At 74.3% G+C, this 22189-nt stretch carries 20 protein-coding genes, 1 tRNA gene, 1 pseudogene and 1 riboswitch; of the genes and pseudogenes, 18 read left to right on the top strand and 4 right to left on the bottom strand.

Annotated elements, in window-relative coordinates; all coding sequences use genetic code 11:
* Positions 1 to 128 precede the first annotated feature (128 nt).
* From ACIRVF_RS38250 to ACIRVF_RS38215, 8 genes are all read left to right on the top strand, one after another.
* A complete protein-coding gene (locus tag ACIRVF_RS38250) occupies positions 129 to 1556 on the top strand; it encodes a hypothetical protein (RefSeq protein ID WP_030290849.1) in 1428 nt (475 codons plus the stop codon).
* Positions 1557 to 2149: 593 nt separating this feature from the next.
* On the top strand, positions 2150 to 3727 hold the full coding sequence (locus tag ACIRVF_RS38245) for a TROVE domain-containing protein (RefSeq protein WP_402828833.1): 1578 nt from the start codon (positions 2150 to 2152) through the stop codon (positions 3725 to 3727).
* A gap of 633 nt (positions 3728 to 4360) precedes the next feature.
* The gene (gene lhgO / locus ACIRVF_RS38240; RefSeq protein WP_402828831.1) at positions 4361 to 5596 is read left to right on the top strand and encodes an L-2-hydroxyglutarate oxidase; all 1236 of its coding nucleotides are present in this window, start codon (positions 4361 to 4363) and stop codon (positions 5594 to 5596) included.
* 55 nt (positions 5597 to 5651) lie between these two features.
* The gene (gene trmB, locus ACIRVF_RS38235; protein ID WP_402828829.1) at positions 5652 to 6482 is read left to right on the top strand and encodes a tRNA (guanosine(46)-N7)-methyltransferase TrmB; all 831 of its coding nucleotides are present in this window, start codon (positions 5652 to 5654) and stop codon (positions 6480 to 6482) included.
* 116 nt (positions 6483 to 6598) lie between these two features.
* Positions 6599 to 7927 carry a PrsW family intramembrane metalloprotease gene (locus ACIRVF_RS38230; protein ID WP_402828827.1) on the top strand — a complete coding sequence of 443 codons (1329 nt, stop codon included), beginning with the start codon at positions 6599 to 6601 and terminating at the stop codon, positions 7925 to 7927.
* Positions 7928 to 8002: 75 nt separating this feature from the next.
* Positions 8003 to 8076, top strand: a tRNA-Met gene (locus tag ACIRVF_RS38225).
* A gap of 197 nt (positions 8077 to 8273) precedes the next feature.
* Positions 8274 to 9113: a hypothetical protein gene (locus ACIRVF_RS38220; protein ID WP_402828825.1), complete on the top strand. Its 840-nt coding sequence runs from the start codon at positions 8274 to 8276 to the stop codon at positions 9111 to 9113.
* Positions 9114 to 9521: 408 nt separating this feature from the next.
* Entirely contained in the window at positions 9522 to 10670 is a 1149-nt protein-coding gene (locus ACIRVF_RS38215; RefSeq protein WP_402828823.1) for a hypothetical protein, read from the top strand.
* 110 nt (positions 10671 to 10780) lie between these two features.
* Here the strand turns inward: ACIRVF_RS38215 and ACIRVF_RS38210 are convergent.
* The 3 genes and pseudogenes from ACIRVF_RS38210 to ACIRVF_RS38200 all read right to left on the bottom strand — a co-directional run.
* Positions 10781 to 10879, bottom strand: a pseudogene (locus ACIRVF_RS38210) (GNAT family N-acetyltransferase); the annotation flags it as partial.
* A 107-nt stretch (positions 10880 to 10986) separates the two neighbouring features.
* Entirely contained in the window at positions 10987 to 11721 is a 735-nt protein-coding gene (locus ACIRVF_RS38205) for a sensor domain-containing protein (protein WP_402828821.1), read from the bottom strand.
* A 116-nt stretch (positions 11722 to 11837) separates the two neighbouring features.
* Positions 11838 to 12425: a GNAT family N-acetyltransferase gene (locus ACIRVF_RS38200; protein WP_402828819.1), complete on the bottom strand. Its 588-nt coding sequence runs from the start codon at positions 12423 to 12425 to the stop codon at positions 11838 to 11840.
* Positions 12426 to 12467: 42 nt separating this feature from the next.
* Here ACIRVF_RS38200 and ACIRVF_RS38195 point away from each other — a divergent pair, with 42 nt between their 5' ends.
* Entirely contained in the window at positions 12468 to 13343 is an 876-nt protein-coding gene (locus tag ACIRVF_RS38195; protein ID WP_402828817.1) for a hypothetical protein, read from the top strand.
* Between the two features lie 55 nt (positions 13344 to 13398).
* Here ACIRVF_RS38195 and ACIRVF_RS38190 read toward each other — a convergent pair whose 3' ends face one another.
* On the bottom strand, positions 13399 to 14265 hold the full coding sequence (locus ACIRVF_RS38190; protein WP_402828815.1) for a M23 family metallopeptidase: 867 nt from the start codon (positions 14263 to 14265) through the stop codon (positions 13399 to 13401).
* 12 nt (positions 14266 to 14277) lie between these two features.
* Positions 14278 to 14436, bottom strand: a riboswitch (cyclic di-AMP (ydaO/yuaA leader).
* 196 nt (positions 14437 to 14632) lie between these two features.
* On the opposite strand from ACIRVF_RS38190, the gene ACIRVF_RS38185 reads away from it, so the two are divergent.
* The 9 genes from ACIRVF_RS38185 to ACIRVF_RS38145 all read left to right on the top strand — a co-directional run bounded on the left by ACIRVF_RS38185 (position 14633) and on the right by ACIRVF_RS38145 (position 22163).
* Positions 14633 to 14923, top strand: coding sequence for a YiaA/YiaB family inner membrane protein (locus ACIRVF_RS38185; protein ID WP_402828813.1), 291 nt, complete (start codon positions 14633 to 14635; stop codon positions 14921 to 14923).
* 97 nt (positions 14924 to 15020) lie between these two features.
* Complete coding sequence (locus ACIRVF_RS38180) at positions 15021 to 15845, top strand: alpha/beta fold hydrolase (protein ID WP_402828811.1); 825 nt, start codon at positions 15021 to 15023, stop codon at positions 15843 to 15845.
* A 47-nt stretch (positions 15846 to 15892) separates the two neighbouring features.
* Positions 15893 to 16468: a TetR/AcrR family transcriptional regulator gene (locus ACIRVF_RS38175; RefSeq protein WP_402828809.1), complete on the top strand. Its 576-nt coding sequence runs from the start codon at positions 15893 to 15895 to the stop codon at positions 16466 to 16468.
* Between the two features lie 365 nt (positions 16469 to 16833).
* Positions 16834 to 18087, top strand: coding sequence for an ATP-binding protein (locus ACIRVF_RS38170; RefSeq protein ID WP_402828849.1), 1254 nt, complete (start codon positions 16834 to 16836; stop codon positions 18085 to 18087).
* Positions 18088 to 18178: 91 nt separating this feature from the next.
* The gene (locus ACIRVF_RS38165; protein WP_030289775.1) at positions 18179 to 18592 is read left to right on the top strand and encodes a roadblock/LC7 domain-containing protein; all 414 of its coding nucleotides are present in this window, start codon (positions 18179 to 18181) and stop codon (positions 18590 to 18592) included.
* Positions 18589 to 18954 (top strand): DUF742 domain-containing protein, encoded by a 366-nt coding sequence (locus tag ACIRVF_RS38160; protein WP_030289776.1) that lies wholly within the window; start codon positions 18589 to 18591, stop codon positions 18952 to 18954. The genes ACIRVF_RS38165 and ACIRVF_RS38160 overlap by 4 nt, the downstream gene beginning before the upstream one ends.
* Positions 18932 to 19558, top strand: coding sequence for an ATP/GTP-binding protein (locus ACIRVF_RS38155; protein WP_046386144.1), 627 nt, complete (start codon positions 18932 to 18934; stop codon positions 19556 to 19558). The genes ACIRVF_RS38160 and ACIRVF_RS38155 overlap by 23 nt, the downstream gene beginning before the upstream one ends.
* Positions 19555 to 21087, top strand: coding sequence for a cytochrome P450 (locus ACIRVF_RS38150; RefSeq protein WP_402828806.1), 1533 nt, complete (start codon positions 19555 to 19557; stop codon positions 21085 to 21087). Before ACIRVF_RS38155 ends, ACIRVF_RS38150 begins: the two co-directional genes overlap by 4 nt.
* Positions 21084 to 22163, top strand: coding sequence for a cytochrome P450 (locus ACIRVF_RS38145; RefSeq protein ID WP_402828804.1), 1080 nt, complete (start codon positions 21084 to 21086; stop codon positions 22161 to 22163). Before ACIRVF_RS38150 ends, ACIRVF_RS38145 begins: the two co-directional genes overlap by 4 nt.
* Positions 22164 to 22189: the final 26 nt, after the last annotated feature.

Genomic DNA, 22189 nt, shown 5'->3' with positions numbered 1-22189 from the left:
CGCGATCCCGCCATCCGGAATGCGGCCTCTTAACCGTCGGAACGCGTCCGACTACTCTAGGTACAGCAGCTACGGCCCGGTGCCGCCCGGGCCCCGCGCACAAGGCCGCAGGAGGTGCCGCCGCCACCATGACCGTCAGCCCACGAGGACCGAACGAACGGCTCGGCACGCTCCTGACCCTCGCCCAGATCAGCAACGCCGGCCTGGCCCGTCGGGTCAACGACCTAGGCGCTCAGCGCGGATTGACGCTGCGCTACGACAAGACCTCGGTGGCCCGGTGGGTCAGCAAGGGCATGGTGCCGCAGGGGCCCGTCCCGCACCTGATCGCCACCGCGATCGGCGGCAAGCTCGGCCGGCCCGTGCCGCTGGAGGAGATCGGCCTGGGCGACACCGACCCGGCGCCCGAACTCGGCCTGGCCTTCCCGCGCGACGTCGCCGACGCCGTGCGCTCCGCCACCGACCTGTTCCGGGTCGACCTCGACCTTCGCCGGGGCCCCGGCGGCGGCCGCTGGAGCGACAGCCTGGCCGGCACCTTCTCGGTCGCCGCGTACGCGACGCCCGTCTCCCGCTGGCTGATCAACCCGGCGGACGGCTCGGTGGCCCGCGAGGTGCCGCGCTCCCCCAGCGAGAACTCCTCGTACCGGGTCGGCCACTCGGACGCCGTCAAGCTCCGCGAGGCCGCCCAGGAGGCCCGCCGCTGGGACTCCAAGTACGGTGGCGGGGACTGGCGTTCGTCGATGGTGCCGGAGTGCCTGCGGGTGGAGGCGGCGCCGCTGCTGCTGGCCTCCTACAGCGACGCGGTCGGCCGGGCGCTCTTCGGCGCGACCGCCGAACTCACCAGGCTGGCCGGGTGGATGGCCTTCGACACCGGCCAGCACGAGGCCGCCCAGCGCTACTACATCCAGGCCCTGCGGCTCGCCCGGGCCGCCGCCGACGTGCCGCTCGGCGGTTACGTGCTCGCCTCGATGAGCCTCCAGGCCGGCTACCGGGGCTTCGCCGAGGAGGCCGTCGACCTCGCCCAGGCCGCCCTGGAGCGCAACCGCAGCCTGGCCACCGCCCGGACCATGAGCTTCTTCCACCTGGTGGAGGCGCGCGCCCAGGCCAAGGCCCGCAACGCAGCGGCGTGCGCGACGGCGCTCGGGGCGGCGGAGAGCGCACTCGAACGAGCACGCGCCGGGGACCCCGACCCGGCGTGGATCGACTTCTACGCCTACGACCGGCTGGCCGCCGACGCCGCCGAGTGCTTCCGCGACCTCGGAGTGCCCTCCAAGGTCCGGCAGTTCACCCGGGAGGCGCTGGCCAAGCCCACCGAGGGCTTCGTCCGCTCGCACGGGCTGCGGCTGGTGGTCTCGGCGATGGCCGAGGCCGAGGCGGGCAATCTGGACGCCGCGGTCGCCGCCGGCGAGCGCGCCGTCGAGGTGGCCGGCCGGATCTCCTCGCAGCGCAGCCGGGAGTACGTGGTGGAGATGCTCCGGCGGCTGGAGCCCTTCCAGGGTGAACGCCGGGTACGGGAGTTGACCGAGCGCGCCCGGGCGGTGATCGTCGCCCCGGCGTGAGCCGCCGGAGCCGGCGGAGGAGCTCCCCAGGAACTTCCCGGCGGTAAATGAGGTGCACCGGCGGGAGGGGCCTGACTAAGGTCTCTCTCGTCCAGGTGCGCAGGCAGAGGTTACTTCCACTCTTAATGGGCGTGTCGCGGGTTCGAGTCCCGTCACCGGCTTCGGGCCGGTGTAGCTCAGTCGGTAGAGCAGCTGTGTCACCTCAGCCGTCCTTGAACTCTGGACACCTCAACATGAACAGCATTTCCGCACCTCCCGGTGCGACGGCAGCGGTTACTTCTGGTGGACGCCGGTCTTCCGGCGTAGCGGTTCAAGTCCGCGAAACACCGCCGCCACCTTTGATCTCGGGAGGCAGCTGCGCTTCGGAGTGCCCGGTGCGCAGGCGGGGGTTACTTCGGATCTTGCGGTTCCGGGTTCAAGTCCCGGGCGTGCCGTGCGCGAGCGCGGCCGCTAGCTCAATCGGATAGAGCACAAGGCACCTACCTCCGCCGAGGCCGGTCGTTCGACAACGACCGGCACGATCTCGGGCACCCCTCAGCGCGGCATGCCTCCCTCCCGTTGACGACCGAGCAAAAGCCGAGGGGGGCTGCAGCATGTCCAGGTTCAACAGCCGCAAGGCCACGTCGAGTCCGAGTTCGCCGGTGACCACGACCGGGCAGCGCGGCCTCACCCACGAGGGCGGCACCGGTTACCTCCGGGACCGCAAGTCCGAACTCTTCCTCCTGTCGGTCTCCAACCTGGTCGGCCAGGACACCTTCTACGAGCGCGGCGGCGCCCGCGACGACCGCTACACCGCGCTGGTGCGCGAACTCGCCGTCGCCGAACCGGAGTGGACCCTCGGGCTGCTGCGGTGGCTGCGGTACGGGGCGCAGCTGCGCACCGCCGCGCTGGTCGGCGCCGCCGAGTTCACCCGCGCCCGGCTGGACGCCGGCGCCCACGGGTACTCCCGGCAGGCCGTCGAGGCCGTGCTGCGCCGCGCCGACGAGCCGGGCGAGCTGCTCGCGTACTGGACCTCGCGCTACGGCCGGGCGCTGCCCAAGCCGCTCAAGCGCGGTGTCGCGGACGCGGTCCGGCGGCTGTACGACGCCCGTTCGCTGCTCAAGTACGACACCGCGGGCAAGGGCTACCGCTTCGGCGACGTCCTGGAACTGACCCACCCCACGCCGGACCCGGACAGGCCCTGGCAGGGCCCGCTGTTCGCGTACGCGCTGGACCGCCGGCACCGGCCGGAGGAGGCCGTGCCGCCCGCCGCCGACCGGATGCTGACCGCCAACCGCGAGCTGCTCGCGCTGCCGGTCGAGCAGCGCCGGGCGGCCGTCACCGCCGAGGACGGCGCGGAGCGGCTGGCCGCGGCCGGTCTGACCTGGGAGGCGCTGGCGGGCTGGTTGCAGGGGCCGCTGGACGCGGCGGCCTGGGAGGCGGTCATCCCTTCGATGGGCCCGATGGCGCTGGTCCGCAACCTGCGCAACTTCGACCGGGCCCGGGTGTCGGACGAGGTCGCGGCCGAGGTGGCCCGGCGGATCTCCGACCGGGGCGAGGTACGGCGTTCGCGCCAGTTCCCGTTCCGCTACCTGGCCGCGTACCGGCACGCGCCCTCGCTGCGGTGGGGGCAGGCGCTGGAGACGGCACTCGGCCACTCGCTCGCCAACGTGCCCGAACTGCCGGGCCGGACACTGATCCTGGTCGACCGCTCCGGCTCGATGTTCGACCGGCCGAGCGCGCAGACCCAGCTCAACCGGGCGGACTCGGCGGCGATCTTCGGCACCGCGCTGAAGGTCCGGGCCGCCGAGGCGGACCTGGTCGAGTTCGGCAGCAGCAGCCGGACGATCGAGGTCGGCCGCGGGGAGGCGGTGCTGCGGGTGCTGGAGCGGTTCTCCAGCCTCGGCGGCACCAACACCGCCGACGCCGTCCGCACCCACTACCGGGGCCACGACCGGGTGGTGATCGTCACCGACGAACAGACCGGCTTCGGCTACCGGGGCAGCGACCCGCTCGCCGCCGTCCCGGCCCGGGTGCCCGTCTACACCTGGAACCTGGCCGGCTACGCCCTGGGCCACGGTCCCGGCGGCGGCGCCAACCGGCACACCTTCGGCGGTCTGAGCGACGCGGCCTTCCGGCTGATCCCCCTCCTGGAGGCGGGTTCCGACGCCGGCTGGCCCTGGGAGGTGTAGCGAATGCCGGTGCACGGGCTCGGGGGAGCCTGCGCACCGCCACGCGGCCGGACGGGGGGTGGCGGTGACGCGCGGAGTCGGGGGACCCGGCGCGTGACCGTCGCGGCCGCACGAGGGGGAGGCGGTGGCGCGGAGTCGGGGGACCCGGCGCCACCGCGGACGGCCGGTCCGGGGGGACCGGCCGGAGCCCCCGGGCGGAGCCGCCAGGGGGGAGGCTCCGCCCCGTACCCGAGGCGGGCGGCAGGACACTGCCGCCCGCCTCGGCACGCCGTCCGCCGGACCACGTCGGGCCGCTCCCGGCCCCGACGCACCCGGCATCGCACGGGCACCGAACCGGGGTCGACCGGGCGTCAACGGGCGTCGAACGGGCGCAGGACCGCGCAGCCGCGCAGCGGAGCCTTGACGGGCCGACCGGTGCGCGCGAACGGCCGCGGCACTCACCGCCCGCCGCACACCACCCGTCACGACGGCACCGGCAGCCGACCCCCGCCACAGCGAGGGCACCGCGGTCCGGGCAGCAAGCGGGAAACCGGCCCCGGCGCCCCCGACCCGTGGCAGCATCGGCACCGCACGCCCGGCGCCGGACCGCGCCGGGCCGGCACCGGGGGCCGGGCGGCGGACGAGGAGCACAGGGTGGCGGACGAGTTCGATGTCGTGGTGGTCGGCGGCGGGATCGTCGGGCTGGCCACGGCCCACGCCCTGACCGGGGCGCGCACCGGCCTGCGGGTCGCGGTGCTGGAGAAGGAGAACGGCCTCGCCGCGCACCAGACCGGGCGCAACAGCGGGGTGATCCACAGCGGCGTGTACTACCGCCCCGGCTCGTACAAGGCCCGGTTCGCCGTCGCGGGCGCCGCCGAGCTGGTCGGGTTCTGCCGCGAGCACGGCATCCCGTACGAGGTCACCGGAAAGCTGATCGTGGCGACCGACGACACAGAACTGCCCCGACTGGCGGTGCTGGCCGAGCGGGGACGGGCCAACGGGATCCCGGTCACCGAACTGGACCGGGCCGGGATCGCCCGGTACGAGCCGGAGGTCACGGGGCGGGCCGGGCTGCACGTGGGCACGACCGGAATCTGCGACTTCCCGGCGGTCGCCACGACGTACGCCCGGCTGGCCCGGGAGGCGGGTGCCGAGCTGCGGACCGGCGCCGAGGTCCGGACGCTCGTCCGGCGCCGGGACTGGGTGACGGTCGGCACCGCCGCCGGGGAGCTGCGCTGCCGGGTGCTGGTGAACTGCGCCGGACTGCACAGCGACCGGATCGCCCGGCTGGCCGGGGACGACCCCGGGGTGCGGATCGTCCCGTTCCGCGGCGAGTACCACGAACTGGTGGAGAAGCGCAGGGACTTGGTGCGCGGCCTGGTCTACCCGGTGCCCGACCCGGCCTTCCCGTTCCTCGGGGTCCACCTGACCCGGGGCATCCACGGGGACGTCCACGTCGGCCCGAACGCGGTGCCCGCCCTGGCCCGCGAGGGGTACGACCGGCGCACCGTCCGCCCGCGCGACCTGGCCGAGACCCTGGCCTTCCCCGGCACCTGGCGGATCCTGCGGCGGCACTGGCGCTACGAGGTGGGCGAGTTGCACCGCTCGCTGTCCAAGCGCGCGTTCACCGCCGCCGTCCAGCGGCTGCTGCCCGCCGTGACCGCCGCGGACCTGGTGCCGGCCGCCGCCGGGGTGCGGGCGCAGGCGGTCGCCCGGGACGGCTCGCTCCTGGACGACTTCGCCTTCGCGGGCTTCGACCCGGAGGACCCGCGCTCCCCGCGCCGTGCGGTCCACGTGCTGAACGCCCCCTCCCCCGCCGCCACCGCCTCGCTGCCGATCGGCCGCGAGGTGGCCCGCCGGGCCCTGGCCGCCCTGGAGGCCGGCGGATGAGACCGGTCACAGGCCCTGCGGGACAGCCCCGGAAGCCCCGTAGACTCGGGTGATTGTGACTGCCACCGCCCCGATCCCCCAGCAATCGCCGTCCGCCCGGCTGTCCGCGGCGCCGGCCGCCTACCCCGCGCCGATGTACCCGCACAAGGCCACCGAGGAGCAGCACCGGGAGCGGCGCATCCGCAGCTTCCAGCCGCGCCGCGGCCGGATGACCAACGCCCAGGCGAGCGCCCTGGACCGGAGCTGGGAGACGTACGGCGTCCCGATCGACGGCACCCCGCTCGATCTCGCGGAGCTGTTCGGCGGCCTGCCGGTCACCCTGGAGATCGGCTTCGGCATGGGCGAGACCACCGCCGCGATGGCCGCCGCCGACCCGTCGATGGGCATCCTCGCCGCGGACGTGCACACCCCCGGCCACGGCAACCTGCTCGGCATGCTGGAGCGGGACGGTTCGCGGAACGTCCGGCTGGCCGCCGGTGACGCCGTCATCCTGCTGCGCGACATGCTGCCGGACGCCTCGCTGGCGGGCCTGCGGGTCTACTTCGCCGATCCGTGGCCGAAGCCCAAGCACCACAAGCGCCGGCTGGTCCAGTCGTCCTTCCTCGACCTGGTGCTGCCCCGGCTCGCCCCGGGCGCCCTGGTCCACTGCGCGACCGACTGGGAGCCGTACGCGGAGCAGATGCTGGAGGTGCTGTCCGCCTCCCCCGAGCTGGAGAACCTGCACCCCGAGGGTGACGGCACCGGCTGGCTGGAGCCCGCGGACCACCCGGACGGCAGCGTCCCGGGCTACGCGCCGAGGCCCGACTGGCGGCCGGTCACCAAGTTCGAGCGGGCCGGGATCGCCAAGGGCCACGTGGTGCACGACCTGCTGTTCCGCCGCCGCTGACCCCTCGGCGGCCGTTCGAAGGGGCCCCGGCGGGCTGACCGGCCGGTCGGGTCCCGGACGAACCGTTCGTCCCGAATCCTCCCGACGGGCCGCCACCGTGGCCTACCCTGTGCCGCATGGGCAGCCCGTCCAGCGGCGGCCGGGACGTCTGGCCGGGGCGGGCGACCGTCCGCACCGCCGCCGACGCACCGGGGACGGCCCCGCGCACCGGTGGCACCCGGACCATCCCGGGGCCCCGCGGGCGCCGGGCCCAGCGGCTGCTGCCCCGGCCCGGCGGCGCGTCACCTCCCGCCGCGGCCGCCTCGGCCTCCGCCCGGGACGGATCGCCGGGGACTCCCCCTGGCCGCAGCGGCTCGATGGCGCTCTCCTCGGTCACCGCGACCGCCGTGCTGGTCCTGGCCGGCTGCGGGGCGCTGATCCTGCACCTGGTCCAGCGGCAGACCGGCACGGTCGGACTGCTGGTGGGCCTGGGCCTGGCGATGGTGCCGCTGCCCTTCGTGCTGGGCGGCCTGGCCTGGCTCAACCTGACCGCCCGGGTACCGCTGCGGCACACCCTGTTCTGCCTCGGCTGGGGTGCCTGCGCCGCCACCACGGTCGCGATCCTCGCCAACAACTGGACCGCCGACTACCTGACCGCCCACCGCGGCGCGTTCGGCGGCCTGCTCGGCGCCGGGATCGCCACCCCGGTGATCGAGGAGAGCGCCAAGGCCACCGCCCTGCTGGTGCTGCTCCTGCCGCTCGGCCAGCGGCTGCGCTGCCACGGCCGCCGCTCCGGGCGCCCCTGCGCGCCGCTGCTGCACCGGGCGCCCGCGCCCCGGCGCCCCCACCCGTACCCGCGCCACCCGGCCGGGCCGCACGCCCAAAGCCGGCTGCGGCTGCGCCCGTACCTGCGGCCGCTGCCGTACCTGTGCCCGGCGCCGCCCTCACCGGGCACGCCGCACCGCCGCTCCCGGCCGCGCACGCTGGCCGCCGGGGTGGTGCTCGGCGGGATGACGGCCTGCGGCTTCGCCTTCACCGAGAACGCCCTCTACCTGGGCCGGGCCTTCAGCACCGACCAGCGCAACCGGCTGGACAGCATCGGCCTGGGCGATCCGCCCAGCCTGCGCGACTTCGACAGCACCGTGCAGACCTTCGTGCTGCGCGCCCTGCTCTCCCCCTTCGCCCACCCCCTGTTCACCGCGCTCACCGGGATCGGCCTGGCCGTCACCCTGACCACCGGGCGGCGCTGGCTGGCGCGGCTGGCGGCGCCGGCCGGGCTGCTGACCGCGATGGTGCTGCACGGGACGTGGAACGCCGCCGCCGACCTGGGCACGGACGGGTTCCTGGTGGTCTACGGGGTGCTGATGGTGCCCTGCTTCGTGGCGCTGGTCTGCTTCGCGCTCTGGGCCAGATCCCGCGCCGCCCGGCACGCCTGGCGGCGCGGACGGCGGCCGGCAAGGGGGTAGCGGAGCGCTCCGCGGGCCGGTCCGGAGAACCGATTTCCCATCTCGGCGACTTCCACGTATTGTTGTGTTCACCGACGCGGGGTGGAGCAGCTCGGTAGCTCGCTGGGCTCATAACCCAGAGGTCGCAGGTTCAAATCCTGTCCCCGCTACTCAGTAGCCGAAAGGGCCCGGAGGATTCTTCCTCCGGGCCCTTTTGCGTTCCCGGGGACGTGCAGAGCACGGTCCCGCCACGAAGCGGTAACGGGGGCCGATTTCAAGATCTCCTGTCGTACGGCTCCCTCATACTGAGGAAAATTCATCCACGTGGGGGACGGCGGGACCGTTCCCTGGACAAGGAACGACCTCGATGCTGTCGAAGCGCATGGCCAGTACCGCCGCGATCTGCCTCCTCCTGGGGGCCGGTACGGCCGCCTGCGGTGACAACAAGGACTCGGACAAGGCCGCCGCGCCGGCGACCAGCGCCGCCGCTGCCGCGACCGCGACCGCCACGCCGACTCCGACCCCGACCGTCGCGAAGCTCGACACCGACAAGCTGAGCGCGCAGGAGATCGAGAAGCAGGCCAAGGACGCACTGGCCGGCGCCACCTCCCTCAAGATCTCCGGGACCATGGCCGACGCGGACGGCAAGATGGAGATGGACCTGGCCATGGACAAGAAGGGCCAGTGCGTGGGCAGCATGACCATGCCGGGCATGGGCAAGGTCGACATCATCGGGGACGGCAAGACCTCCTACATGAAGGGGGACGCCACCTTCTGGGCCGCCATCGTGGGCAAGGACGGGGGCAAGAGCGGCGCCCAGGTCGCCGAGCTCCTCAAGGGCCGCTACCTGACCGGCTTCGACAGCGACCCGCAGATGAAGATGATGAGCAGCCTCTGCAGCCTCAGCGACTTCAGCAAGCAGATCGTCGACGGCAAGACCGACAAGGCGGAGAAGGGCGTCGCGGGCACCGTCAACGGCGTGAAGACCTTCAGCCTCAAGGTCACCGACGACTCGGGCGAGCAGTCGACCCTCCAGATCGCCACCGAGGGCAAGCCCTACCCGGTCCAGGTCGAGACGGTCTCGGCCAAGGACGGCAACACCAAGATCAACTTCTCTGACTTCGACAAGCCGCTCACCATCCAGGCCCCGTCGGCCGACAACGTCATCGACTTCTCCAAGTTCAAGGCCCAGGTGCAGGGCGCCTGAGCGGCACCCGCGAATAATCCGTTGCCCTCCCGCCGGGAGCCTGCCTACAGTGGCGGCACACTGAAAGGAGGTGATCCTGAATTGAGTTCCATCAGGATGCGTGAGGTGGCTGCTCGCTAGAGCCGCCCCTGCCTGCGCAGGGTGAGGCCCCAGGCCTCCGGCAGGCGAAATCCACAGCAGTCACCCGGCCCGCGGGCTCACCGGTACATCCCCGGTGCCTCGGGCGCCAGGCCAGTGCACGGGCCGGCGCCGAGGAGCAGCCCGCGGGCCGTCTGCGTTTCCGCGACCGGTTCCCGTCGTGGCCGTGGCACCCCCGGCGCGTTCTCCCGAGGGGGCCGCGGCGCTAGAGTCGGCCCGGCCCCACCACGGGACGACGGGGCACGGCGGCGCGGACACAGGGGGTGGGCGATGGCGGTGGCACGGCGACGGGCCGGCACGTCGGCGCTGCGGACGGCGCAGTGGGCGGCGGCCGGAGTGCTGGGCGGTACGGGCCTGCTGGGGCTGCTGCTGTTCGCGCTCGGCCGGGCACAGGCCTGGCAGGCGCTCGGCGGCGGCCTGGTGGTGGCCGGGGCCTCGACGGTGCTCGGCGGCGCGCTGGGCTTCCTGTTCGGGGTGCCCCGGGTACGGAACGGTTCCGGTGAGCCGCAGGGCTCGTACGCGCCGAACACCAATCTGGAGCAGGTCTCCGACTGGCTGACCAAGGTGCTGCTGGGCGTCGGCCTGACCCAGCTCGGCTCGCTCGGCGAGCGGCTGCACCGGCTCGGCGCGGCGCTGGCGCCGGTGCTCGGCGGCGAGGACGCCGCGGTGCCGTTCGCGGCCGCGCTGGTGCTGTACTTCCTGCTCCTCGGTTTCCTGGCCGGCTGGCTGGTGACCAGACTGGCGCTGCCGAGGGTGCTGACCGAGACCGACGAGGCGCTGGACCTCTTCCTGGCCGGGCAGGACCACGACCGGCGGGGCGACAAGGTGGGCGCCGACGACCTGCGGGTGCGCGCGATGCAACAGCTCGGGCTGCTCGGCGGCAGCACGGGCCGACCCGCCGCGCTGGCCGCGCAGTTGCCGCCCGCCGAGGGCGCCCCGGCCAGTCCGGCGGGTGTGGTGGCGGAGGTCCGCTCGACCGCGAAGCGCTCGGCACTGACCGCCGAGCAGGTGCGGGACCTCTTCGCGGACGGCACCGAGGGCCGCCGGATCCAGGCGCTCGCGCTGATGCAGGGCGACCCTTCGCTGGCGGACCTGCCGAGCCTGCTGGACGCGATCGAGCACCCGCGCTCGGGCTTCGAGCAGTACCACGCGCTGCTGGCCGCCCGGGGACTGCTCTCCCGGCTGCCCGGCGCCGAGGAGCGGCGGCTGCGGGACGCGGTGGCGGCGCAGCTGGTCGACCCGCGGGGCATTCCGTACGGGTCGGACCGCAGCTGGCTGGCGGAGAAGATCCTCTCCCGGCTGCCGGTGACGGCCACCGTCCCGCCGCAGCCGAAGGCCGCCGCGGGGAGCGACGGCGCTGCGAGCTCCGCGCAGGTCCCGGGGCCGCCGGACAGGCCCGAGACGGCCCTCAGACGGTGAAGAGCAGTTCGGGCTGCGCCCAGGGGGTCTTGGCCCCCGCGCGGACGGGTGCCGGTGCGCCGGGCGCCGACCTGGAGGTAGAAGCCCTCGGCGGGCGGGTGGGAGACGACCTTGACGCCCGCGATACCTGCGGCCCGGGCGCGGTCGAGCATGTCGGTGATCAGCGCCCGTCCGATGCCCAGTCCTTGGGCGTCGTCGGCGACGAACATCAGGTCCAGTTCGGCGGCCGGTTCGTGGATCAGCGCGTAGAAGCCGAGCAGTCGGTCGTCGGATGCGGGCGGGGCGGGTCAGGCCGGGGCGGAGCGGGAGCGGGGGCTCAGCGGCCCAGCAGCCCTTGGGCGGCGGCCCGGTTGACGCCGGTCAGGCCGCGCACCAGCTGCGCGGTGAGGAAGATCAGCAGCACCCCGGCCACCGAGAACGCGGCGATCTGCCCGGCGCCCTGGACGTAGTACGCGTGCCGGACGTGGTCGCTGTCGGTGTAGTCGAACAGCTGGTAACCGGGCCAGGAGGTGTAGCGCGGGAAGACCCACTGGTAGAGCGGGTAGAGCGCCATCGCCCAGCCGAGCACCAGGAACGTCAGGGTCAGGCAGAAGCTGAGCACCGCCCACGGGAACATCACCAGCTGGTACAGCGCGGCCTTCCAGCCCGCGCCGTCGGCCAGCCGCGCGGTGATCGCGCCCCAGTTGCCCGGGCGCACCTGGCGCACCGGCGCCGGGCCCGGCACGTCCAGGGCGAGCATCCCGCGCACCCGGGCCCGCTCCGCCCGGCCGAGGCCCCGGGCGGCGCTGGTCAGGCCGGCCAGCACCGGCAGGCCGAGGACGGTGACGAAGGTGCCCACCCCGAGGGAGAACAGGGTGATCGCGACGGTGAAGCCGACGATCGCCACCGGCAGGCCGGTGAGCGCGTAGCCGACCTCGCGGTAGTACTGCCGGGAGAACGGCGCCCGGAAGAAGCCCGGCGGCTGCTCGGTGCGGCGGGCCCGGGCCGGGCGGGTCCCGTCGCCGTAACCGTCCGGGCCGTCCCACTCCTGCCCCAGCGTGCTGTTGCTCATCTCCCGGTCCCCGGCCCCTCGTTGTCGTGTCGCGGCGTCTTCCGTGCTGACGGACTCCAGTCTGGCCGGAACCCCGCCCGGACGGCATCCGGGGGACCGGCGGATCAGGGGTGGGGTTAACCCCCCTGCGGTGGAACGGGTGGACCGGTCCACTCGTCGGCGAGCAGCGAGTACTGGTACGAGTCGGACCAGACGCCGCCCTTGTACAGGTCGTGCCGCACCCGCCCCTCCAGCTGGAAACCGAGCTTGGTGAGCACCTTGGCCGAGGCGGCGTTGTCCACGTCGACCCGGGCGACCAGCCGGTGCAGGCCGAGCGGGCCGAACGAGAGCCCGCAGAGCAGCCCGGCGATCTCGCCCGCGTAGCCGCGACCCCACGCCGGGCGGCTCAGCACGTAACCGAGGTGGGCGGAGCGGTACTTGCCGAGGGTGAGGCCGGCGTGCGCGACCGGCAGCGCGTCCTCCGGGTCCTCGGCGTCCTCGCGACGGACGACGGCGAGCCGGTAGGTGTCCCGCTCCTCGGCCATCGCCTCCTCCAGGTAGAGCTCGATCTGGTCGGCGCAGGTCTCGCGGTCCCGCGGCTCGAAGGGGAGGTAGCGGGTCACCTCCGGGTCGCCGAACAGCGCGTGCAGCGCGTCCACTTCGGCCGGGGTGTGGTGGTACTCGCGGAGGGCGAGCCGGGGGCCGGTGAGGCGTACGGGGACCATGGCTGCCGACCCTACCCCCGTGCGGCGGCTACCGTTCGGAACATGAACGACGAAGACCTGCGGCTCGCCCCGCGCACCAGGGCCGCCGACCTGCTCGCCTGGGCGGCGACCGGGCCGGACCGCGCGCCGGTGGCCGAAGCGCCGCTGCGCGCGGTGCTGGCGCTGCTGGAGCTGGGCGAGGGCAGGATGCACGACGGCTGGCCCGAACTGACCTCCGACGCGGTGGAGCACCTGCTGTACGAGCGGCTCCACCTCTACGTCCAACCCGCACCGGAGGACGATCCGCTCGCGTACGGCGACGCCGTACGGCTGCTGGTCGACCACCAGCGGGCGGCCAAGCGGCTCAACGCCAAGCGCCAGGAGCGGCTGCACGCCGAGGCCGAGTGGCAGGGCGAGGTCGCGGCCGGGCTGCTGCGCCGCGCCGACCTGGTGACCTGGCCCCGGCTGTACGCGGTGCTGCTGCACGCGCACGGGGTGGACGTGACGGACCTCTCGGCCGTCCGGGAGTGGCTGACCGGCTTCGCCGGCCTCGACGAGGAGCAGCGGCTGGCCGGGTACGAGGCGCTGGTGCCGACCGGCTGGCTGGACGAGCCGGACGAGCAGGGCTGGGGCCCGGGCCGGGTGCTGTCGGTCGGCATGGCCACCGACGGGGCACGGCGGCTGCTGGAGCAGGGGCTGATGCGGCGCAGCTACCGCAACCTGGCCGAGCTGAACGCGCTGGGCCGGCCGATGCCGGACGAACTCGCCGGGGGCTTCGAGGAGTTCGAGGCGGCGGCGGCCGAGGTGGCGCTCGACCTGCTCGGCGAGTGGACGGTGCCCGGGCTGCCGCGGCTGCTGCTGGAGGAGTTCCCGGAACTCGCGCCGGAGCCGGGCGCGGAGGAGATCGACGCGTACCTGGCGCAGCTGCCGCCGGAGTGAGGTGGCGGGGGGAGCCTCGGGCGGGCGGCCCGGGGCTCCCTCCTTCCGGACCCGTTTACGGGTTGAGGCCGTGCTGCTGCAGCCAGGTCTCCGGGTCGACCGGGGCGCCGCCGCCCGGGCGGACCTCCAGGTGCAGGTGCGGGCCGGTGACGTTGCCGGTCGCGCCGACCTTGCCGATCTGCTGGCCGGAGGTGACCTGACCGGAGCCCGTGATGATCGAGGACAGGTGGCAGTACCAGATCTCGGTGCCGTCGGGCAGGGTCTCGACGATCCGGTAGCCGTACGCACCGGACCAGCCGGCCGAGGTGATGGTGCCCTGGCCGACCGCGTGGACCGCGGTGCCGGTGTCGGCGGCGAAGTCCAGGCCGGTGTGCAGGTGGGCCCAGTAGCGGGCGCTCTGGCCGTAGTGGGCGGAGAGGTTGTACTCCTTCACCGGCAGGGTGAGTGCGGCGGCCTTGGCCCGCTCGGCCTCCTCGGCGGCGCGCTTGGCCTCGGCCTCCTTGGCGGCGGCCTTGGCCTCGGCATCCTGGGCGGCCTGTACCCGGGCGTTCTCCTCGGCGGCGGTGCGCTGGCTGTCGGCCTGCTGCTGGATGCGGGCGGCGAGCGCGAGGCCGGGGTCGGCGGCCAGGGCGACCGGGGCCTCGTCCGGCGTCTCGACGGCGGGCGCGGCGGCCGGGGTCGCGGAGGCGAAGCCGGTGGCGCCCAGGGTGGCGGCGACGGCGGTGACGCCGAGCAGCGGGGAGGCTCCGCGGGTCTGACGCGGCATCCGGTGGCGGTTGGGCTCGGCCTCCGGGGCGAAGGGGTCGCCGTGGCCGGCGGAGTCGGCGTCGTGGGGCTCGGAGCCGTCCGGGCCGGGGTGGTCGAGGAGCTGGGTACCGGCTGCGGGGCCGGCCGGGTGTGCCGGAGTGTGCGTCGACGCCACGGAGGCGCGCTCCTTTCCTTCCTTCGCGCCTACCGGGTTAGCTGACGGGTTCGGAGCAGGAAGGTCTCCTACGGCCGGGCCGGAGCCCCGCCGATTCACCCCAAGGAACGTGGTTCCCCGGCTCCCTGGCCTGCCCGGAGGCCGGCCGGCGGGATTAGGCGACGGCGCACGGTGCCGTCTGGGTACGGCGTTGACGACCGCGCTGCGTTATCAGACGTTAATCCTAGGACGCCCTGATTCCAAGCCGTCCATCCGCCAGGGGCGGGCAACAGGTGACCGGACGTCAACGAACGACCGCTCGACCGCCCGGCCCATCTGAGTACTCCTACTCATGTGCACCCCGGCCGCCCCGCCGCATCCTGGCGCCATGAGCACACCGATGCAGTCACGCACCACGGCCGCGTACTACGTCCAGGCCGTCCTCTCCTTCGCCATCTCCGGCGCGGCCCTCGCCGCCGGGATCGCCTACCTGCCCGTCGGCGGCTGGACCCGGGCCTTCCTCGGGATCGGCCTCCTCTACACCGTCACCTCCGCGTTCACGCTGGCCAAGGTGATCCGGGACCGGCAGGAGTCCTCGGACACCCTCGCCCGGGTCGACCAGGCCCGGCTGGAGAAGCTGCTGAGCGAGCACGACCCCTTCAAGGTCGAAGGGGTGTGACCGGGGAGTTCCGCGCGGCCGGAGGCTTGACGGCTAAGGCTAATAGCCGTAGCTTTATGGCTATCGGCAGCAGCGAGCGACCCCGTGGAGGTCCACCGTGAACGGCACCGTCACCCCGAGCACCCAGTACCTCGACGTCCCCGGCGGCCGCCTCGCGTACGACGACACCCGGCAGGGCGACGGCACCCCGGTCGTCCTGCTCCCCGGGATGCTCGACTCCCGCCGCGCCTACCGGCACCTCCACCCACTGCTCACCGCGGCCGGGCGCCGGGTCATCACCATGGACCTGCGCGGGTTCGGCGAGTCCTCGATCGTCTGGGACGACTACAGCCCCGCCGCGATCGCCACCGACGTCCTCGCCCTGCTCGACCACCTCGGCATCGAGCGGGCCGTCCTGGTCGGGCAGTCCTACACCGGGGCGACCGTCGTCAAGCTCGCCGGGGACGCGCCCCAGCGGGTCGCCGGGATCGCGCTCATCGACGCCTTCGTCGAGCACCGGGCGAACGCCCTCATGAAGGGCGTCATGGTCGTCATGGGCGCCGCGATGGTCCGGTGGCCCGCGGTCTGGGGCCACTACCTCCGCAGGATGGCCTTCCCCGGCCCCCGGCCGGCCGACCTCGACACCTACGTGGACGGGCTGGTCGCCGCCCTGCGCACCCCCGGCCGCCGCACCGCCACCCGCGGCCACGTCACCGGCGACTCCGCGCCGATCGGCTGGACCGCGGCCGTCCGCTGCCCCGCCCTCGTGCTGATGGGCAGCAAGGACCCCGACTTCCCCGGGCCCGAGGCCGTCGCCGACCTCCAGGCCGAGAAGCTCGGCGCACGGAAGGTCATGATCGAGGGATCCGGGCACTACCCGATGGCCGACAACCCGCGGGCGGTCGCCGACGCGCTGCTGCCCTTCCTCGCCGAACTCGCCTGAGACCGAACCCGCCTGAGACCGAACCCGCCCGCTGGAGAACCGGAGCCATGCCCCGCGTAGGACTGACCCCCGACCAGGTCGTCGACCACGCCCTCGCCCTCATCGACGACCAGGGCACCGAAGCCCTCACCCTCGCCTCCGTCGCCGCCCGCGCCGGGGTCGCCACCCCCTCGCTGTACAAGCACGTCAGCGGCGGGCTCACCGAACTCCGCCGGCTCATCGCCGTCCGGGTCACCGGGGAACTCGCCGACCGGCTCGCGGAGGCCGCGGTCGGCCGCAGCGGGGACGACGCCGTCACCGCCCTCCTGCGGGCCTACCAGGCCTACGCCACCGAACACCCGCACCGCTACACCGCCCTCCCCCAGGCCCCCCGACCCGACGACGACCTCACCCGGGCGGCCACCCGCCTCGTCGGCGTCATCATCGCCGTCCTCCGCGACTACGGCCTCGACGACTCCGAAGCGATCCACGCCGCCCGCACCCTCCGCTCCCTCGCCCACGGTTTCGCCGCCCTCTCCATCACCGGTGCCTTCCAGCTCAGCGAAGACCTCGGCACCACCCACGACCGCCTCGTCACCACCCTCACCACGGGCCTCCGCTCCTGGCCGAAGGAGGAGAAGTAGCAACCGGCGGTAGCAACCCGCCCCGGCCCGGGTCGGGCCCCCGGCGCCGGAGCGGACGCGCACCGGACGGCATCGCATCCATGGCCGGGGCCGGAATTGTTCACCTGCACGGAATGTCGTTCGTTCAACAACATCGTGCACACCGAACCCACACATCCCGGGAAGCGAATCGGTCACCACCCGCCACCCCCGCGAAGGCCGGAAGACCATGGACGAACGACCGGACAGCCCGTCAGGGCAGCGCGATCGCGTCCGAACGACACCGGGACGACGGCGTATTGACTCGATATTGACGAGATCCGGTCACATGGCGAGATCCGTTCACACCTTCGTAGGATCATCGCCCTAGAATTCGCCGCGTGACGATGACTCAGTGGTGCGCAACGGCTACCGGCGTGCTCGCCGTCCTCGCCCTCGTGGCCGCCGCGCGGTACCGCGCCGTGTCCGTCACCCAGCGCGGCCGGGCCGACCGGCTGGAGGGCGAACTCGCCCGGCTGCAGGAGCAGCTGAGCTCCGAGCTGTCCCGCCGGGGCGCCGACCTGGCCGCCGTCCAACAGGAGCAGGAGCTCACCGCCTCCACCCAGCGGGCCTTCCTCAGCGTGGCCCGACGGATCCTCGTCATGGCCCACGACCAGCAGGCCCTGCTCGACGAGATGGAACGCACCCACGACGACCCGGCGCTGCTGGAGGGCCTGCTCAAGGCCGACCACGCCGCCGCCCAACAGGCCCGGCTGGCCCAGACCCTGGCCGTACTGTGCGGCGCCCGGGCCGGGCGGCACTGGCCGGAGCCGGTCTCGCTGGAGGACGTGGTGCGCGGCGCCCAGTCGCGCATCCTGCCCTTCCAGCGGGTGGTCGTGCGCAGCCGGATCGAGACCGCGGTGGTCGGCGCCGCCGCCGAGGCGCTGATCCACGCCGTCGCCGAGCTGCTGGACAACGCCACCCGCTACTCCCCGCCCAGCACCCAGGTGTTCGTCACCCTGATGCCGGTGCACAACGGCGCCGTCATCGAGATCGACGACGGCGGCGTCGGCATGCCCGAACAGGCCGTCGCCAAGGCGGCCGACGCGCTCGCCGGGGGCAGCAGCCTGGAGGTCTCCCGGCTCGGCGAGGTGCCGCAGTTGGGGCTGGCCGCGGTCGGCCGACTGGCCGAGAGCTACGGCTTCCGGGTCACCCTCAGCTCGGCGCCCTCCCCGTACGGCGGTGTGCGCGTCGTCGTGCTGCTGCCGAACGCCCTGCTCACCGAGCCGCTGCCGCCGACCGTGCCCGGGCTCGGGCTCGGGCCGGACGGGGACGACCCGGCGTTCCGCCCCGGTCCGGCGCTCACCCCCGACCCGCGGCCGGCCTCCGGGGCCACGCACCCCGGCGCCGGTCACCCGCTGGTGGAGCCCCCGCCCACCGGCCGGCCGCCCGCGACCGGCGACGCCCCGCCGCCGCTGCCCCGCCGGAGCCACCGGCGCGACCGAGGGAACCGCACCGCCCAGCACGCCGCTCCCCCGCCGCCCGAGCCGCCGTACCGCTCCGCCCGGGAGGCCCAGACCTTCATGACGATGTTCCAGGCCGGGACGGCCAACGGCCGCTCGGCCGCCCGCTCCCAGGACCGGCCCCCCGGCCCGCACTGACCGGCCCACGCCGGCCGGCCCGCGCCGCTCGCCCCGACCTTCCCCGAGTCCCCCGGCTTCCCCCGACTTCCCCAGCGCTCCGGAGAGTTCCATGACCACCACCCCCGATCTCGGCTGGCTGCTCGCCGACATCATCGCCGTCCCGCAGGTCCAGCACGCCGTGGTCGTCTCCAACGACGGCCTGGAGATCGGCCGCAGCGCCGACATCGCCCGCGAGGACGCCGAGCGGCTCGCCGCCGCCTGCTCCGGACTGCAGTCACTGGCCCGCGGCGTGGCGGCCGGCTTCGGCGGCCCGGGCAGCGCCACCCGGCAGATCATCATCGAGTACGGCGGCGGCTACCTGTTCATCGTCGCCGCCGGGGCCGGCGCCCACCTGGCCGTGGTCACCAGCGAGGCGGTCGACGCCGGGCTGGTCGCGTACCAGATGCAGGTCCTGGTCGAGCGGATCGGCACCCACCTGACCAGCCCGCCGCGCGTCGACCACGCGGCGGGGGGCCACCGGTGAACGGGCCGGTCCGGCCCTACGTGATCACCGGCGGCCGCAGCCGCCCGACCCGCACCGACCTGGCCATCGAGAGCCTGGTCAGCGCCCTGCCCGGACCGTTAGGGCTGCCCGAGCCCCCGGCGCTGCCCGAGCACGTCCTGCTCAACCGGGAGCACCGGCGCATCCTCGGGCTCTGCCACAGCCTGCTGTCCGTCGCCGAGGTGGCGGCCCACCTGGGGCTGCCGCTCGGCGTCGTCAAGGTGCTGGTCGGCGACCTCTGGGACCTCGGCGCCGTGCAGGTGCTCCCGCCCGTCCCGCAGGCCGAGCGCCTGCCCACAACCCTCCTGGAAGAGGTGCTCGTTGGCCTCCGCCAACTCCGCTGAAGCCCCCGCCTCCCGGCCGTCCGGGCCGCAGTACCTGCCGTCCTCGGTGCAGGGAGCGGTGAAGATCCTGGTCACCGGCCCGTTCGGGGTCGGCAAGACCACCCTGGTCGGCTCGCTCAGCGAGATCACCCCGCTGCGCACCGAGGAGACCATGACCGCCGCCAGCAGCGGCGTGGACGACCTCACCGGGCGCGGCGACAAGACCACCACCACGGTCGCCCTGGACTTCGGCCGGATCACGCTCAACTCCCGGCTCGCGCTCTACCTGTTCGGCACGCCCGGACAGCAGCGGTTCTGGCCGCTGTGGGACGACCTGTCGCGCGGCGCGCTCGGCGCCATCGCGATGGTCGACCTGCGCCGGCCGGACGAGAGCTTCGACGTGCTCGGCCGGCTGGAGGAGCAGCGCATCCCGTTCGCGGTGGCGGTCAACACCTTCCCGGACACCCCGAGTTACCCGGAGGAGGAGCTGCGCTCGGCGCTGGACGTGCTGCCTGAGGTACCGATCCTCTACTGCGACGCCCGGGACCGCCGCCAGTCCTACGACCTGCTGATCGACTTCGTCGACCACCTGCACCGCAGCTCGCTCCTGGAGCTGCAGCCGTGACGGCACCCGAGCCCCCGCGGGCGCCCGGCGGCTGCCCGGTCGCGCACGGCGCCGCGTACGGAGCCGGGTACGGCGGCGCCCCGCCCGGCGGCGCCCCGCCCGGCGGCGGGCTCCCCGTGGGCGTCCCGCTGACCCCGCTGTACGGACAGGCCGTCGCCGACGACCCGCACGGCCTGTACGCCCGGCTGCGCGAGCGCCACGGACCGGTCGCGCCGATCGAGCTGGAGCCCGGGGTCGAGGCCTGGCTGGTCATCGGCTACGCCGAACTGCTCGAACTCACCCGGAACGAGGCACTGTTCTCCAAGGACTCGCGGCACTGGCGGGTCCCCGCCGAGGGCCGGCTGGCCCCCGACTCGCGGCTGCAGCCGATGACCGCCTGGCGGCCCACCCTGCTCAACCTGGACGGCGCCGAGCACCAGCGGCTGCGCGCCGCCGTCTCGGACACCCTGGCCCAGATCGACCACCGGCAGCTGCGCGAGACCACCGCGGCCGCCGCCAACGGCCTGATCGACAGCTGGGGCCCGGACGGCACCGCCGACCTGATCGGCCAGTACGCCCGCGCGCTGCCGCTGCTGGTCTCCACCCAGCTGGTCGGCCTTCCCACCGGCAGCGGGCCGCGGATGATCGAGCTGATCAGCCACTTCGTCGACAGCGGGCCCGAATCGGTGCGCGCCGCCGGGGAGTTCCAGTCGACCCTGACCGGACTGGTCCGCCACCGCCGGACCTCCCCCGGCGCCGACCTCACCTCCTGGCTGCTCGCCCACCCGGCCGCCCTGACCGACGAGGAGGCGGCGCACCACCTGGTGGTGCTGATGATCGCGGGCAACGAGACCTGCATCAACTGGATCGGCAACACCCTGCGGCTGCTGCTCACCGACCGGCGCTTCCGGGCCACCCTGACCGGCGGGCGGCTCACCGTCTCCGACGCACTGGAGGAGGTGCTCTGGCGCGACCCGCCGACGCAGAACTTCCCCGGCCGCTGGGCCACCGGCGACACCGTGCTCGGCGGCCAGTACATCAGCGCCGGCGACATGCTGGTGCTCGGCCTGGCCGCGGCCAACGCCGACCCGGCCGCCCAGGGCGCCGCCTCGGCCGCGCAGGGCTCGCTCGGCGGCAACCGGGCCCACCTGGCCTGGGGCGCGGGCCGGCACGTCTGCCCGGCCCAGCACCCGGCCCGGATCATCGTCGAGACCGCGATCGAGACCCTGTTGCACCGCCTGCCCGACCTCCAACTGGCCGTACCGTCGAGCGAGTTGGCCTGGCGGCCGTCCCCCTGGTCCCGAGCCCTGGTCGCCCTGCCGGTGCTGTACAGCGCCTTCACCCCGCCCCGTCCGCCAGTTCCCGAAAGGCCCGCACCCGCATGGACACCGCCGACGCCCCCCGTGGCTCCCGACCCGAGCCCGGCCGACCCGAGCCCGTCCGGCTCGACCCCTTCGGACGCGACCAGCACGGGGAGAACGCCCGGCTCCGGGCCGCCGGACCGGCCGTCCTGGTGGAACTCCCTGGTGGGGTGGTGGTCTGGGCGGTGACGCACCACGACACCCTGCAGTCCCTGCTGGCCGACCCCCGGGTCGGCAAGGACCCGGCGCTGTGGACCACCTTCCGGGAGGGCCGGCTGCCGTACGGCTGGCCGCTGCTCAACTTCGTCACCGTGCCCGGCATGATCACCGCGGACGGCGCGGACCACAAGCGGCTGCGCGGCCTGGTCAGCCAGGCCTTCACCCCCCGCCGAACAGCGGCGCTGGCCCCCGCGATCGAGGCCCGGACGCTCGCCCTGCTGGACGCGGTGGCAGAGCTGGAGGGCCCGTTCGACCTGCGCGAGCACTTCGCCTACCCACTGCCGATGCAGGTGATCGGCGAGCTGCTCGGCCTGGCGGAGGAGCAGCAGCACCGGCTGCACGAGCTGTCCGACACCCTGGTCTCCAGCTCCGCCACCCCGGAGGCGGCCCTCGCCGCCCAGCGGGACCTGAACGCCCTGCTGGCCTCGGTGGTGGCAGCCAAGCGGGCCGAGCCAGGAGACGACCTGACCACCGACCTGATCGCCGCCCGCGAGGCCGGGGACGCACTCAGCGAGGCCGAGCTCGTCGGCACCCTGCTGCTGATGCTGGTCGCCGGGCACGAGACCACCCTCAACCTGATCACCAACGCGGTCCGGGCCCTGCTCGCCCACCCCGACCAGCTGCGGCTGGTGCTGGACGGCGCGCAGCCGTGGTCGGCGGTGGTGGAGGAGACGCTGCGCTACGACTCGCCGGTCGGCCAGTTCCCGCTGCGCTACGCGATCGAGGACATCGAGGTCGGCGACGCGGTGATCCGGCGCGGCGAGGCGCTGCTCGCCTCGTACGCGGCGGCCGGACGCGACGGCGGGCACTACCCCGACGCCGACCGCTTCGACCTCACCCGGCAGCCCGCCCGGCACCTCTCGCTCGGCCACGGCCCGCACTTCTGCCTCGGCTCGGGGCTGGCCCGGCTGGAGGCGGAGACGGCGCTGCGGCACCTGTTCGGGCGGTTCCCGGGGCTGGCCCTGGCGGAGGGCGAACGGCCGGAGCCGATCGGCTCGTTCGTGAGCAACGGCGTGCGGACCCTGCGGGTGACGGTTCGGGGGTGACGGTTCGGGGGGTGATGGTTGGCGCC

It is taken from the genome of Kitasatospora sp. NPDC101157 (assembly GCF_044768255.1).
Lineage (GTDB): Bacteria > Actinomycetota > Actinomycetes > Streptomycetales > Streptomycetaceae > Kitasatospora.
The sequence above is the reverse complement of the archived record's forward strand: the minus strand, read 5'-3'. Positions and strand labels throughout refer to the sequence as shown.

What these genes read in the sequence shown, in the direction of transcription:
- ACIRVF_RS38250 (WP_030290849.1), top strand. Translation starts at nt 129, where the DNA reads ATGACCGTCAGCCCACGAGGACCGAACGAACGGCTCGGCACGCTCCTG.
- ACIRVF_RS38245 (WP_402828833.1), top strand. Translation starts at nt 2,150, where the DNA reads ATGTCCAGGTTCAACAGCCGCAAGGCCACGTCGAGTCCGAGTTCGCCG.
- ACIRVF_RS38230 (WP_402828827.1), top strand. Translation starts at nt 6,599, where the DNA reads ATGGGCAGCCCGTCCAGCGGCGGCCGGGACGTCTGGCCGGGGCGGGCG.
- ACIRVF_RS38220 (WP_402828825.1), top strand. Translation starts at nt 8,274, where the DNA reads ATGCTGTCGAAGCGCATGGCCAGTACCGCCGCGATCTGCCTCCTCCTG.
- ACIRVF_RS38215 (WP_402828823.1), top strand. Translation starts at nt 9,522, where the DNA reads ATGGCGGTGGCACGGCGACGGGCCGGCACGTCGGCGCTGCGGACGGCG.
- ACIRVF_RS38205 (WP_402828821.1), bottom strand. Translation starts at nt 11,721, where the DNA reads ATGAGCAACAGCACGCTGGGGCAGGAGTGGGACGGCCCGGACGGTTAC.
- ACIRVF_RS38200 (WP_402828819.1), bottom strand. Translation starts at nt 12,425, where the DNA reads ATGGTCCCCGTACGCCTCACCGGCCCCCGGCTCGCCCTCCGCGAGTAC.
- ACIRVF_RS38195 (WP_402828817.1), top strand. Translation starts at nt 12,468, where the DNA reads ATGAACGACGAAGACCTGCGGCTCGCCCCGCGCACCAGGGCCGCCGAC.
- ACIRVF_RS38185 (WP_402828813.1), top strand. Translation starts at nt 14,633, where the DNA reads ATGAGCACACCGATGCAGTCACGCACCACGGCCGCGTACTACGTCCAG.
- ACIRVF_RS38175 (WP_402828809.1), top strand. Translation starts at nt 15,893, where the DNA reads ATGCCCCGCGTAGGACTGACCCCCGACCAGGTCGTCGACCACGCCCTC.
- ACIRVF_RS38170 (WP_402828849.1), top strand. Translation starts at nt 16,834, where the DNA reads ATGACTCAGTGGTGCGCAACGGCTACCGGCGTGCTCGCCGTCCTCGCC.
- ACIRVF_RS38165 (WP_030289775.1), top strand. Translation starts at nt 18,179, where the DNA reads ATGACCACCACCCCCGATCTCGGCTGGCTGCTCGCCGACATCATCGCC.